This is a genomic window from Bradyrhizobium sp. ORS 375 (assembly GCF_000239775.1).
Taxonomy (GTDB): domain Bacteria; phylum Pseudomonadota; class Alphaproteobacteria; order Rhizobiales; family Xanthobacteraceae; genus Bradyrhizobium.
This window is the reverse complement of the sequence record NZ_CAFI01000037.1, coordinates 31,061-43,783: the sequence shown is the minus strand read 5'-3', so window position 1 is coordinate 43,783 and position 12,723 is coordinate 31,061. Positions and strand designations below refer to the sequence as shown.

Annotated in this window: 11 protein-coding genes; 1 reads left to right on the top strand and 10 read right to left on the bottom strand. The window is 63.8% G+C overall.

What is annotated here, in order from left to right:
- Positions 1 to 250 precede the first annotated feature (250 nt).
- The 3 genes from BRAO375_RS36010 to BRAO375_RS37860 all read right to left on the bottom strand — a co-directional run bounded on the left by BRAO375_RS36010 (position 251) and on the right by BRAO375_RS37860 (position 2,626).
- On the bottom strand, positions 251 to 469 hold the full coding sequence (locus tag BRAO375_RS36010; protein WP_035638728.1) for a helix-turn-helix domain-containing protein: 219 nt from the start codon (positions 467 to 469) through the stop codon (positions 251 to 253).
- A gap of 920 nt (positions 470 to 1,389) precedes the next feature.
- Positions 1,390 to 2,376: a Bug family tripartite tricarboxylate transporter substrate binding protein gene (locus BRAO375_RS03335; protein WP_009026043.1), complete on the bottom strand. Its 987-nt coding sequence runs from the start codon at positions 2,374 to 2,376 to the stop codon at positions 1,390 to 1,392.
- Positions 2,377 to 2,452: 76 nt separating this feature from the next.
- Positions 2,453 to 2,626, bottom strand: a complete 174-nt coding sequence (locus tag BRAO375_RS37860) for a hypothetical protein (protein ID WP_009026042.1) — start codon at positions 2,624 to 2,626, stop codon at positions 2,453 to 2,455.
- Between the two features lie 30 nt (positions 2,627 to 2,656).
- Between BRAO375_RS37860 and BRAO375_RS03330 the strand changes: the two genes are divergently transcribed.
- Positions 2,657 to 5,551: an ATP-binding protein gene (locus BRAO375_RS03330; RefSeq protein ID WP_009026041.1), complete on the top strand. Its 2,895-nt coding sequence runs from the start codon at positions 2,657 to 2,659 to the stop codon at positions 5,549 to 5,551.
- On the opposite strand, the gene msrA is transcribed toward BRAO375_RS03330, so the two are convergent.
- The 7 genes from msrA to BRAO375_RS03295 all read right to left on the bottom strand — a co-directional run bounded on the left by msrA (position 5,502) and on the right by BRAO375_RS03295 (position 12,612).
- Entirely contained in the window at positions 5,502 to 6,014 is a 513-nt protein-coding gene (msrA, locus tag BRAO375_RS03325) for a peptide-methionine (S)-S-oxide reductase MsrA (RefSeq protein ID WP_035638723.1), read from the bottom strand. The two genes, BRAO375_RS03330 and msrA, sit on opposite strands and share 50 nt — an antisense overlap.
- Positions 6,015 to 6,241: 227 nt before the next feature.
- Positions 6,242 to 6,664, bottom strand: coding sequence for an OsmC family protein (locus BRAO375_RS03320; protein ID WP_009026039.1), 423 nt, complete (start codon positions 6,662 to 6,664; stop codon positions 6,242 to 6,244).
- Positions 6,665 to 6,694: 30 nt separating this feature from the next.
- Positions 6,695 to 8,866: a xanthine dehydrogenase family protein molybdopterin-binding subunit gene (locus BRAO375_RS03315; RefSeq protein ID WP_009026038.1), complete on the bottom strand. Its 2,172-nt coding sequence runs from the start codon at positions 8,864 to 8,866 to the stop codon at positions 6,695 to 6,697.
- Between the two features lie 2 nt (positions 8,867 to 8,868).
- Positions 8,869 to 9,339, bottom strand: coding sequence for a (2Fe-2S)-binding protein (locus BRAO375_RS03310; protein WP_035638720.1), 471 nt, complete (start codon positions 9,337 to 9,339; stop codon positions 8,869 to 8,871).
- 106 nt (positions 9,340 to 9,445) lie between these two features.
- Positions 9,446 to 10,294, bottom strand: a complete 849-nt coding sequence (locus BRAO375_RS03305) for an enoyl-CoA hydratase/isomerase family protein (RefSeq protein WP_009026036.1) — start codon at positions 10,292 to 10,294, stop codon at positions 9,446 to 9,448.
- A 62-nt stretch (positions 10,295 to 10,356) separates the two neighbouring features.
- Positions 10,357 to 11,670 (bottom strand): epoxide hydrolase family protein, encoded by a 1,314-nt coding sequence (locus BRAO375_RS03300; protein WP_009026035.1) that lies wholly within the window; start codon positions 11,668 to 11,670, stop codon positions 10,357 to 10,359.
- 252 nt (positions 11,671 to 11,922) lie between these two features.
- Positions 11,923 to 12,612 carry a VOC family protein gene (locus BRAO375_RS03295; protein WP_009026034.1) on the bottom strand — a complete coding sequence of 230 codons (690 nt, stop codon included), beginning with the start codon at positions 12,610 to 12,612 and terminating at the stop codon, positions 11,923 to 11,925.
- Between the last annotated feature and the right edge of the window lie 111 nt (positions 12,613 to 12,723).

Genomic DNA, 12,723 nt, shown 5'->3' with positions numbered 1-12,723 from the left:
ATCTCGAACCACTTCCCGGGTGCGGGCGCGCGGGAAAGCGTCATGATAAGATGAATGGCTTATGAACCATCATTAGTTACTCTTCGGCTTCAATCGCGAACGGAAGTCGCCCGCGGCCCCGTCCATCCGAGTATTTTGAACTCGGCTATCAGCTTGGCCAGTTGCCGGCGGCTGCAGAGTATGATGGCCAGTTCTATAGGCGCCTAGCGAGTCCAGGGCGTTATCGAATCTGGGGGATTGGGGTTTACTATCAGCGCGCCAATCGAACTCCGGGCTGGTCGCCGTCGATGAATTGCACGCCTCCCGCCTCCAGGGCACGCCTGACGGCCGCCAAATTGTTGATTGACGGGATCCGCCGGCCCTTTTCGAAATCGCGAATGGTACTCTCACTCAAATTGGACCGAGCAGCCAATTCAGCCTGAGACCAGTCGAGCAGACCACGAGCAGCCCGAGATTGATCGGGAGTCATCAAACAGCCATTTCATGGAACACGATTTCCGTCTAACAGCCACGAAAAGCGTTGACATCCGCGATTATACACGCTAACCGTTTAGGATTGGCGGTTTCCGTTTACCTGGGCAAAAAAATGCGCGATCACGCCAGAAGCACTAGCTCGGAGCTTACTGCCTCAGCCGATCCAGACGCTCCCTTAGTCAAGCTTGAGAGCCAATTCTTGGCATTGGTAGATGAACTAGACGGAGACGTTGGAAATCTCGCCGATGACGACGAGTACCTAACGATAACGGATGAAGCCGTGTTGGCCCGGCTCGATCCCGTCGAGCGAGCGATCATGGAGACCCCCGCCTATACTATGACGGGCTTGAGTGTGAAGGCGCGCCATTTGGCCTACATTCTATCGGAGTACTGGGAGGCCCCAATCGGTCAACTCGCCTGGGAGGGACGAGCGGTGCGTCTACTCGTCGAAGCGATATGCAACGTCGCAAACGCGCCGTTGCGCATCCGAGAACCCTAGGTTGGAAAATAGACCTACGTTTGACCGAGCCGAGGGCTGGGCTTCCCTAGGGAAGCAGAAAAATCGAACAAAATCAGATGATTAGGAATCCGTTTGGGGAGAACCATCGTCATTGTTCTGCAATGCTTTTTAAGAGCGTGGCCCAAATGATCGACCGAGTACAGTCGTAGACGAGAGGGTATCGGTTACGAATGAGGGAGTTGAAACAGCTTTCAGCCGATCACTCGCAGCCCGCGGTGAAATCCAGAAGCCACGAAAATCATAACAAAATCAAATGATTATGATTTTCGACTTCCGATCTGCCATTGTTGGCGCTCGGCGATGTTTTGCGTCCAAAGTGCGCCCAAGAGAGGCGACGAAGGCTCATGGCCCGCGTCACGCAGGTCGGGCTCTAAATGCGTTTCCCCCCGATCCGACTAACCAGAGTGTAGCCCGATCGACTTGATGACAGGACTCAAGCTTGCAGACGTGGCTTCGACAACACGTTGGAACCTGTCTGGGCTCGACTGGCTGTCCGGCTCCAAACCTTGGGACCGGTAGGCCTCCTGCAGAGGCGGGTCCGCCAGGACGGCGCGCGTCGCCAGCGCGAGCCGGTCGACTATCGAATCCGGGGTGAGCCTGGGTGCAAACAAGCCGAACCATCCCTCATAGCGCAGGTCCGGCATGCCGGATTCGACTGCGGTCGGTATCTCCTGGGCCGCGCTGAGCCGCGCGTCGGTGGTGACCGCGAGCAGTCGAATCTTGCCGGCCCGGCTCAGTTGCTGCAATTGAATCGACATGACGGCGATCAACACTGGGATCTGACCGCTGACGAGGTCATTCGTTGCCGGCGCAGCGCCGCGATAGGGTATGTGGACAATGTCGAGCCCGCCTGCCTGCTGCTTGAACATTTCGCCGACGAGGTGATTGCCAGTGCCGACACCGGGCGTGCCATAAGACAGCCTGCCGGGATGGACCTTGGCATACGCGATCAGGGTTTGCAGGTCCTGCGCCGGCACCGAAGGATGAACCGCGAAGACGAGCGCGCTTGAGACGAGCCGGTAGATGGCGCGGAAGTCGCCCGGGGAATAGGCCGGCCGTTCAGCCAAGGGAATGATCACCTGCGTGCTGCCGTTGCCCAGCAGAAGCGAATAGCCGTCGGGCTTTTCGCCCGCAACGGCCGCAGCGCCGATCGCCCCGCCCGCCCCACCTATGTTCTCGGCGAAAACCGGACCAAGCTGCGCCGCCATGCGATCGACCCAGGGGCGCCCGATCTGATCACCCGATCCTCCCGCCGCATAGGGAATGACCAGCCGAATAGGTCTCGTTGGATAATCAGCAGCTATTCCGTTGCGCGTGACCGCCGCGAGCGCGCCTGCACAAGCGGCGGAACCGATCAATCGTCGGCGCGATACCCAGAGCATGTTTAGTTCCGTAAGTCCTCAGGCACGCAAGGGAGCAACCTGCGGGAACAGTCAAGGGGCAACCCCATGAATCGGATCACTCCTGCCTGCGTCCATAGCCGACCAGCAGTTTAGCGATTGGTTCCAGCATTCGCTTGAGCCATGCGTTCGAATATGCGCTCAGCACGAGGCACGGGAACCCAGTTGCGTACCGGGCTCCTGCCGCTTCCGCCAGTTTACTCCACGCCTCGATCTGGTACAGAAAAACCATACAGTTTCCCTCCCGAGGGGACGATGGCGCGTGCCAGACAACGACAATCAGGACGCGGGCAATCAGGACGCAGGCATTTCATTTGGGCCATTTCGCCTATTCCCCAAGTCCAGGCTGCTGGAGAAGGATGGCGCGGCGCTTCATATCGGCGGTCGCGCCCTCGATATCCTCATCGTCCTTGCCAAGAAGCCCGGTGAGGTCGTCGACAAGCGTGAGCTGGTCCAGCGCATCTGGGGCGACGTTCATGTCGATGAAGGCAGCCTTCGCTTCCACATCGCCGCCTTGCGCAAGGTGCTCGGCGACGCCGGCAAGTCGGCCCGCTATGTCGTGAACGTCCCCGGACGGGGCTACTGCTTTGCCGCTCCGCTCGCCCAGGCGGCGCCTTCGGCCCCGCCAGCCCTCATCGAAGCCGCGGCGCCTCGCGCACCGCTGCCTCCATTGCTCGCAAAGATGATCGGGCGGGAGGAGGTCGTTGAAAAGATCTCAAGCGGGCTCTCGCAGCACCGCTTCATCACCGTGGTCGGCCCGGGTGGCATCGGCAAGACCGCCGTCGCGGTTACCGTCGCGCATCGCCGCTCGACTGATTTCGCCGGGCAGGTGTTCTTCGTGGACTTCGGACCGCTACGGGATCCCAGGCTTGTCGCAACCGCCATCGCGTCCGCGGTGGGGCTGGCCGTCAACGTGGACGATCCGCTCCCGGCGCTGCTGGCAAATCTGCAGGACAAGCGGACGCTGCTGATCTTCGACAGCTGCGAGCATGTGCTGGAGACCCTGGCGCCGCTCGCGGAACGCCTTGTCCGCGACGTGCCGCAGCTGCGCGTTCTTGCGACCAGCCGGGAGTCATTCCGCAGCGAGGGCGAACGGATCTTTCGACTGTTCCCGTTGGCTTGTCCGCCCCAGCGCGACGATCTCGGCGTCGCGGAGATCCTCGCCTACCCCGCGGCACAATTGTTCGTCGAACGCATCGCCCAGGGGTCCGGGCCATTCGAGCTCAGCACGGAAGACGCGCCGTTCGTCGCGGACATCTGCCGCCGCCTCGACGGCATCGCGCTTGCGATCGAGCTGGCGGCCGGGCGCGTCAACGCATACGGCATCGCCGGCACGGCGTCGCTGCTCGACAGCCGCTTCTCGTTGCAATGGCGCGGCCGGCGCACGGCCATTCCGCGACACCAGACGCTGAGCGCCGCGCTCGACTGGAGCTACGATCTGCTGTCGGACTTAGAACGCACTGTCCTGCGTCGATTGTCCATATTCGTCGGACCGTTCACACCGGAGGCGGCGACAGCGATCGCGTCCGGCGACGGGCTCAGCGCGGCCGAAACGAACGAGGCGATCGACAACCTAGTCACCAAATCGCTGATCGTCCCGTCCGGCGCGCGGATGCTGCGCTACCGTCTGCTGGACACGACACGAACATACGCGCTTGGAAAGCTCGCCGAGTCAGGAAAACAACGGCGTCTTGCGCAGCGCCACGCGGAGTACTTCCGCGATGTGCTCAATCGCGCCGAAACCGAGACATCGGCGCCGCTACACGCATGGTTGAGCACGTATGGCGGCAAGCTGGACAATGTTCGCGCGGCGCTGGACTGGGCCTTCTCCGCCGACGGCGACGCTGAGCTCGGCGTTGCGCTGACGGCAGCCGCCGTCACGCTGTGGGTCCGCCTGTCGCTGCTCGCCGAATGCCGCGAACGGACGCGGACCGCGCTTGCGGCGCTGGGCGACAATGCCGACGGAGCCGATCAGCTTCGCATGCAGCTGCTGGGCGCCCTCGGCTGGTCGCTGATGTATGGCGAAGGCCGCGCGCGCGAAGCCCGCCCGATCCTCCAGGAAACGCTCGAGCTCGCGGACCGGCTCGACGACAAGGATTTCCGGCTGCGGGCGTTGTGGGGATTGTGCATCGACCAGTTCAACAGCGGAGAGTTCGGCAAGGCGCGCGCGCTTGCCGATCGTTTCACCACCATAGCGGCGAGCTCTCCCGACAACACCGACCTGATGCTCGCCGACCGGCTTATGGCGGTCGCGCTGCATTATCTCGGCGACCAGACCGAGGCCCGGATCCGTATCGACCGGGTGAACGCCTGCCTGCATTTGCTGACCGAGAAGCCGAAGATCTTCCCGCTCGATCTCAGGGTATCGACGCAATACTTCCGGGCTCGCATCCTGTGGCTGCAGGGCCTGGCCGACCAGGCGCAGGAGCTTGCCGCACGCAACATCGAGGAAGGCCGAGCGAACGGCCACGCGCTGACCTTCTGCAGCGTGCTCGGACAAAGCGCTTGCCTCCTCGCCTTCTTCGCCGGCGACCATGATGCCGCGCAACGCCATGGCGCTGAGCTGCTCGGACACGCCGACCGCCACGGGATCCGACTCTGGGGTTTGTGGGCCCGCGCCTTCAACGCGATGATCGTGGCGAGGCGCGGGGACATCGGGACAGGCCTGCCGTTGCTGCGCGACGAGCTCGATCGCGCAGGCGATGCCCGCGTGCTGCCGCGCTTCCTTCCGCTGCTTGGCGAGCTGGCCGCATGCTTTGGAGAGGCCGGCCAGGTCGATCGCGGCCTCGCCGCCATCGAGGACGTCCTGAAGCGCTGCGACGACCGGCAGGAGCGGTGGTATCTGCCGGAGTTGATCCGCATCAAGGGCGAACTGATGCTCAAGGACGCGGAGCAATCGGCCGGCGCCGAGAATTGCTTTCGCAAGGCGATGGCTATCGCAGCCGGATACGGCGCCCGCTTCTGGGAACTGAGATGCGCGATCAGCATCGCGCACCTCCAAATGCTTCAGGGCCGCAACGCGGAGGCGGCGGAGGTTCTCGAGACGATCTGCGGACAGCTGACCGAGGGGGCAGACACCTCCGACATGCGCATGGCCCGCGGCCTGATCACGCAGCTTCGGGCCCGCGCCTCGGCAGCTTCCAGCCCGGGCGGATGAAGTGACAGGTGTAGCCGTCCGGATAACGCTCGAGATAGTCCTGATGCTCGGGCTCGGCCTCCCAGAATTCGCCAGCGGGCGCGACTTCGGTGACGACTTTGCCGGGCCAGAGGTGCGAGGCCTCGACATCGGCAATCGTGTCCACGGCGACCCGCTTCTGCTCGTCCGTCGTGTAGAAGATGGCCGAACGGTAGCTCGAGCCTCGATCATTGCCCTGACGATCGCGCGTCGTCGGATCATGAATCTGGAAGAAGAACTCCAGCATCGTCCGGTAGCTCGTCTGCGCGGCATCGAAGATGATCTCGATCGCCTCGGCATGACCTTCGTGATTGCGGTAGGTGGCGTTCTTAACCTCTCCACCGGTGTAGCCGACCCGGGTCGAGATCACGCCCGCCTGCTTGCGGATGAGATCCTGCATGCCCCAGAAGCAGCCTCCGGCAAGCACTGCGCGCTCTGTCGTCATGTGATGTGATCCAAGGGCTCGAGATGGCGTTTTAGCTAGCATCGTGAAGACCAAGTCTCGGGCTTTGACAAGCCAATGGCAAGCGAAAGCAGTTCGCTCGGACTGCCTCGCGGGCGGACGACGCGAGAGCCGGGCTCGACGGGGCGGCCGACCATGGCGGCCGACGGCGCGCCCCCGGCGGAATCGCGGATGCGGTTAGGCCATAGCGCGCTCCCTACCGCGTTCGCCTAGATCAGCTTGGCGTCGAGCGTGATCGCAGCGTTGAGCACCTTCGACACAGGGCAATTCTTCTCGGCCTCGCCAGCAATATGGGCGAAGCCGGCATCGTCGAGGTTCGACACCTTGGCGCGCAAGGTGAGCGCCGATTTGCTGATCTTGAACCCCTTGCCTTCCGGCTCGAGCGTGACGGCCGCCTCGGTGGAAAGCTCGGTCGGCGTGAAGCCTGCCAGCTGCAGCCCGAAGGCCAGCGCCATCGTGAAGCAGCCCGCGTGTGCCGCCGCGATCAGCTCTTCCGGATTAGTGCCCTTCTCGTTCTCAAACCGAGTCTTGAACGAATAGGGCGCCTCAGCGAGCACCCCGGATTCGCTGGAGAGGTGCCCACCGCCGTCCCGGCCTGTACCCTGCCAAACTGCCGTTGCCTTGCGGATCATGATGTTTCTCCTTGCTGGTGGTGGTTCCGTTCACGCCTTGAGCGAATGGGGGTCGATGGGCATCTTGCGCAGCCGCTTGCCGGTGGCGGCAAACACGGCGTTGGCGATGGCGGGAACGATGCCGGACGTGCCGGCCTCGCCCATTCCGCCCGGCGGCTCCGCACTCTTGACGAGGTGGACCTCGACGGCCGGCGCCTCGTTGATGCGCAGCACCTGGTAGTTGTCGAAATTGGCCTGCTGCACACGGCCGTTCTTGAGCGTGATCTCGCCATAGAGCGCTGCGGTGACGCCGAACATCACGCCGCTCTGCAGCTGCGCCTGAACCGTGTCGGGATTGACCACGGTGCCGCAATCCATCGCGCAGACGACGCGATGGACCCGGACCGAACCATCCCTCGTGATCTCGACCTCGGCAACCTGCGCCAGGAGGCTTCCAAAGACGTTCTGCAGGGCAATCCCGCGCCCCCAGCCCTTCGGCAAGGTAGCGCCCCACCCAGCCTTTTCAGCGGCGAGATCGAGTACGGCCTTGGCCCGCGGATTATGATGCAGCAGCGCGCGGCGATAGGCCACCGGATCCTGCTTGGCAGCCGCCGCCAGCTCATCGATGAAGCTCTCAGTGACGAAGACGTTGTGCGAGGGGCCAACGCTGCGCCAGAACGCCGTCGGGATTCCCGGCGGCTCGACGCGCACATACTCGACGTGTAAATTCGGAAGCGCATAGACTAGGTCGATCGCGCCTTCCGTCGTATCCGGATCGAGACCGTTGTTGAAGGCGGGCGGAAGATAGCGCGCGATCACCGACGAGCCGGCGAAGCGATTGGTCCAGGCAACAGGCCTTCCAGCCTCGTCCAGGCCCGCCTCGATGCGATCCACCCAATAAGGCCGGTACATGTCGTGCTGGATGTCCTCCTCGCGTGTCCACACCACCTTCACGGGACCGTCGATCTGCCTGGCGATCTGAACCGCGCGAACCGCGCCATCCGCTTCCAGGCGACGCCCGAAGCCGCCGCCAATGAGATGATTGTGGACGATCACCTTCTCGATCGGCAGCCCGGCGGCCTTCGCCGCCAACGCCTGGACTCGTGCGATCGCCTGGGTGCCCAGCCATATCTCGCATTCGCCGCCGCGGACATGCACGGTGCAGTTCATCGGCTCCATCGCGGCATGTGCGAGGAACGGGACGTGATAGTTCGCTGCAATCCGCGTCACCGCATTCGCCATTGCCTGTCCGGCGTCACCGATGTTCTGCGCAACCGGACCAGCTCTGAGGATGGCCTGCTCGAGCTCGCGCGCGACGTCCTCGGTTGCCAAGGCAGCATTGGCACCCTCGTCCCATTCGATCCTGAGCGCCTCCAGCCCCTTCTTCGCGGCGCCCATGTGATCGGCGACGACCGCGACCGCATCGTCGAGCCGAACGATCTGGCGCACGCCATTGAGCAGCTTGGCGGCGCTGTCGTCCACGCTCTTCACGCGGCCGCCAAACACGGGCGATTGCGCCAGCGTCGCGATCTTCACTCCCGTCGGCCGGGCATCGATGCCGTAGACCACGGAGCCATTGACCTTGCCCGCCGCGTCGAGCCGCTTGGCTGGCGTTCCGATCAGCTTGAACTCCGCGGGACTTTTCAGCACGACATTCGTCGGAAGCTGCAGACGCGCCGCATCCGCGACGAGCGCGCCATACGACAGGCGCCGCCCGCTGGGGCCATGAATGACCTCGCCCGCTTCGGCATGACAGGACTTGGCCTCAAGGCCCCACCGCGTCGCGGCCGCCTCGATCAGCATCAGGCGCGCGGCGGCGCCGGCTTCACGCAACGGCTTCCAGGCACCTCGAATGGCGTTCGAATTGCCGGTTGCCTGAACGCCGAGCAGCGGATTGACGTAGAGCTTCTCGTTCGGCGGCGCATGCTCGAGCCTGACCTGCTTCAGATCGACCTCGAGCTCCTCGGCGATCAGCATCGGAATCGAGGTATAGGTGCCCTGCCCCATTTCGACATAGGGCATGGTCAGCACGACCTCGCTGTCATGGCCGATTCGGATGAAGGCGTTGGGCACGAAACCTTCGGCACCCGCAGCGCTGCCCTCTTCGACCGGCAAGGTGAGGCCGATCACGAGGCTTCCACCGGTCATCGCGGCCGAGACGAGAAAGCCCCGGCGGGAAAGGCGCGTGTCGGACGAATGGGACGTCGTGCGATCGAAGATCATGGTCAGCCCTCCTTCACGCGCGTTTGCGCGGCGACCTTGATCGCCTCGCGGATACGGACATAGGTGCCGCAACGGCAGATGTTGCCGCTCATGGCATCGTCGATATCAGCATCCGTCGGATGCGGGTTGGTTGCGAGCAGCGCCGTCGCCGACATGATCTGGCCGGACTGGCAGTAGCCGCATTGGGCGACCTCGCGGTCGAGCCAGGCTTTCTGGATCAGCTCGCCCGCCGACGTCGCGCCGATCGCCTCGATCGTCGTCACTTTGGAGTCGCCGATGCTGTCGATAGCCGTGATGCACGAGCGAATGGCTGAGCCGTCGAGGTGGACGGTGCACGCGCCGCAAAGCGCCTGGCCGCAGCCAAACTTGGTGCCGGTCATGCCGAGCACGTCGCGCAGCACCCAGAGCAGCGGTGTATCGCCGTCGACGTCTACGCTGCGCGGTGTTCCATTGATGTTGATCGTAAAGCCCATGATCAGGTTCCTTGTCCTGGACTGGCCGGCACGACGTGCGGTCGCGCCGGGGTTCTTGTCGGCACCGGCGCTCCGCGCCCGGTAGTCGACGGCCACCGCATTAATCTCAGTCGCCGATCTGCCCGACGTGGAAGCCGAGCCGGCTCTCCACGTCGCCGGCGCGATGGAAGCCGCGCGCCATGAGCGCCTCGATCCTGTTCCGGCTTGCCGGACGGCCGAGCGAGGCCAGGAACGCGTCCCACTCCGGCTTGATCTCGACGTCCGGCGGCAGGCTTGCGACATCGACGAGACGTTTGGTCTCGGCGATCGCGTCCTTGTCGAAGGATGCGATCCGCATGGCGAGCGCCTCAACGAAGCCGTCGAGCTCAGCGTCCGGCAGCGACCGGTTGACGTAGCCATAGCGTTCGGCGAGATCGCCATGGATGTCGTCAGCGCCGAGCAACACCTCGAGTGCGCGGCCGCGACCTATCAGGCGCGGCAGCCGCGCCATCGGCCCGCCGCCGGGCACGAGGCCCGCACCGACCTCCCATTGCGACAGGATGGCTTTCTCTCGGCTGGCGAAGCGCATGTCGCTCGCGAGCGCGAGCTCGCTGCCGACACCAGTCGCGCGTCCCCGGATCGCGGCGATGGACACGACCGGCGCGCGGCTGAGGCGCACCAGCATGTCCGGAAGGGCCTGAAGACCCGTCGGACCTGGCGGAACCTGCAGAGAGTCCTCGAGCGGTGCGAGGAAATCGTAGTGAGTGATGAAGAAGCCATCGACGGCGCTGTCGAACACCACGACCTTGAGCTGCGGTTCGGTCTCGATCGCGGTGATGATGTCGCTGAGCAGCGGAAGGTGTCTCGGGCCGAAGATGTTCACCGGAGGCATGTCGAACGTGACACGCCAATAGGACGGCAGCCGGCGCTCCAGCCTGATTTCCCCGGTCGTGAAGCTGGGTTCTGGGCGATTCACGATTTTCACTCCTGATCTGATGCTGAATAGGGAGGTCGCGCGTTGGTGCGCGCCCTCGTTTCTCAGATTGACTGGCGTAGCGGACGGAATGCCGTGCGCATTTCCGCGCAGAACAGCGCCGGCTGCTCCCAGGCGGCGAAGTGCCCGCCCTTGTCGAGGCGGTTGTAGTGGATGAGCTTGGGATAGGCCTTCTCGGTCCAGCTGCGCGGCGCCGCATAGATCTCGTCCGGGAAGACGCTGACGGCCACCGGGATCTTGACGTGCTTGGGTTCGAAGAAGACCAGCTTGTTCTCCCAATATAGGCGCGCCGACGACACGGCCGTATTGGTCAGCCAATAGAGGGTGATGTTGTCGATGACGTCGTCCCGCGACAGGCCTTCGGTCTTCCCATCGAACACCCGCGCGATCATGGCTGCGCTGCGCGCGTCATGATCGAGCATCCAGGACGCAAGGCCTGCCGGCGAGTCCACGAGGCCATAGAGCGTCTGCGGCCGGTTGGACATCTCGATCGCATAGCCGAGGCCGTGCTTGTAGAACTCGTCGAGCTGGTCGTAGGCATGGTTCTCTTCGGCGGAGAGGCCGGATGGTCGTGACCCGCCCGGCTGCAGCGCCTTGGCGATGTCATCGGGAACCGTTGCGGGCATGTTGGTGTGGATGCCGAGTAACTCGGGCGGCGCCAGCAGTGCCATCTGCTCGGTCACAGCATTGCCCCAGTCCCCGCCCTGGGCCACATAGCGCGTGTATCCGAGCCGCTTCATCAGCACGATCCATGCACGCGCGACGCGCTGCGGGTCCCAGCCCAGCGTCTTCGGCTTGCCGGAAAAGCCGTGGCCCGGAAGCGACGGGATCACCAGATCGAACGCCTCGGATGTGCTTGCGCCGTGCGCCGTGGGATCGGTCAGCGGGCCGACGATCTTCATTTGCTCGATGACCGAGCCCGGCCAGCCATGCGTGACGATCATCGGCAGCGCATTCTCGTGCTTGGCGCGCACATGAATGAAATGGATGTCGACGCCGTCGATCTCGGTGACGAACTGCGGCAGGGCATTCAGCCGTGCTTCCACCCTGCGCCAGTCGTAGCCGGTCTCCCAATAGCGCACGAGCTGCTGAACGGTCGCCAATTGCACACCCTGCGACTGGTCGGTGACGATCTCGCGATCCGGCCACCGCGTGGCCGCAAGGCGGCGGCGCAGGTCGAGGAGATCTTCTTCGGAGACGTCGACCCGGAATGGGCGGATCGCGTGACTCGCCGCCGCCCGCGCTTGGTCGAACGGCGGCAGGCTTGCCATGCCGGCGGCAATCGCCCCCATCGCGGCATGACCCAGCAGCTGGCGGCGGTCGGGATTCAGGACATCGGCGCGCATTTGTGTCGACATTGTCAATCTCCTTGACTTGGCTGGCGACGTTGACCGCGGTGGAAGTAGTGGACCGATCGGTTCGTGCTGCAAACAAGTGGCGCAAGCGCCGGCAATTTGCTCGTTATGGATTGTTAGAACGCGTTAACCGTTGCGAGACGCGCGATGCGCACGTCCAGCCGTAGATCGCGTGCGCAAACTCGCGACGCTGCGACACACGAAACTGTCGAGGCGACGCTGCGCCATCAGGATGATTGATCTCATCGCCGCGCGTCAGGACGGCAAGGGCTCGCCGGACTGCTCACGCACGATGTAGGCGGCGTACCAGTCCGCCCAATGATCATCGTGCCCTCCGCCACGTTTCTCGTGTTCGCCATGCGCTGACGCCGCGCGCCGTAGCGCTGCGGCAAGTTCAAACAACGACGTGAAACACGTGCCGGCAGGCTCCACACGTCCAGGAAGTCTTTCGGTCACCTCCTGCAAGAGCCAGCCATTGCCGTCTGGATCACTGAAGGAGGCGAACGAACGATAGCTGCGGCGCTCGGGGTCCACACCGTCGACGCGACGGCTGCCGAAGAGGTATGGCTCATCAGGTCCGGTGAAATTGCCGCCAGCGTCGTGAAATGGCTCACTGACTTTGACACCGCGGCCGAGCAGCTCCTTGCGGGCGGCTGCGAGATCCGAGACGATGAGGTACAAGCCTTGCGCCGAACCGGGCGCCGCTGACGTCACGTTCGTGCCGAAGATCACCGCGCAGGCCGAGCCTGGCGGGGTGAACTGGACCACGCGATAGTCGGGGCCGGACGCAAAATCGGCGTCCAGTCTCCAGCCCAGCCCCGCGTAGAAGGACTTGGCGAGATCGACGTCGGAGACGGGGATGACGATGACCTCGAGCTTCAGATCAACTCCGCGCGACGTCGAGGGCTTCACGCTGGCTTGCCGGCTCATCTCGGTCGTGGTCATGGCGGCCTCTCTGGTTGTTGTGGTTCCAATTCACAATCGCACGACAACCGTCGCGCAATCCGGGACGTCTTGCGCGTTATGGCTTGTTAGAGAGCGTTAGCTGTTGCGAGC

Excerpts from the sequence above, each read along its gene's own strand:
- BRAO375_RS37860 (WP_009026042.1), bottom strand. The coding sequence starts at position 2,626 with ATGGTTTTTCTGTACCAGATCGAGGCGTGGAGTAAACTGGCGGAAGCG.
- BRAO375_RS03310 (WP_035638720.1), bottom strand. The coding sequence starts at position 9,339 with ATGGGCTTTACGATCAACATCAATGGAACACCGCGCAGCGTAGACGTC.
- BRAO375_RS03315 (WP_009026038.1), bottom strand. The coding sequence starts at position 8,866 with ATGATCTTCGATCGCACGACGTCCCATTCGTCCGACACGCGCCTTTCC.
- msrA (WP_035638723.1), bottom strand. The coding sequence starts at position 6,014 with ATGACGACAGAGCGCGCAGTGCTTGCCGGAGGCTGCTTCTGGGGCATG.
- BRAO375_RS03335 (WP_009026043.1), bottom strand. The coding sequence starts at position 2,376 with ATGCTCTGGGTATCGCGCCGACGATTGATCGGTTCCGCCGCTTGTGCA.
- BRAO375_RS03300 (WP_009026035.1), bottom strand. The coding sequence starts at position 11,670 with ATGTCGACACAAATGCGCGCCGATGTCCTGAATCCCGACCGCCGCCAG.
- BRAO375_RS03295 (WP_009026034.1), bottom strand. The coding sequence starts at position 12,612 with ATGACCACGACCGAGATGAGCCGGCAAGCCAGCGTGAAGCCCTCGACG.
- BRAO375_RS03320 (WP_009026039.1), bottom strand. The coding sequence starts at position 6,664 with ATGATCCGCAAGGCAACGGCAGTTTGGCAGGGTACAGGCCGGGACGGC.
- BRAO375_RS36010 (WP_035638728.1), bottom strand. The coding sequence starts at position 469 with ATGACTCCCGATCAATCTCGGGCTGCTCGTGGTCTGCTCGACTGGTCT.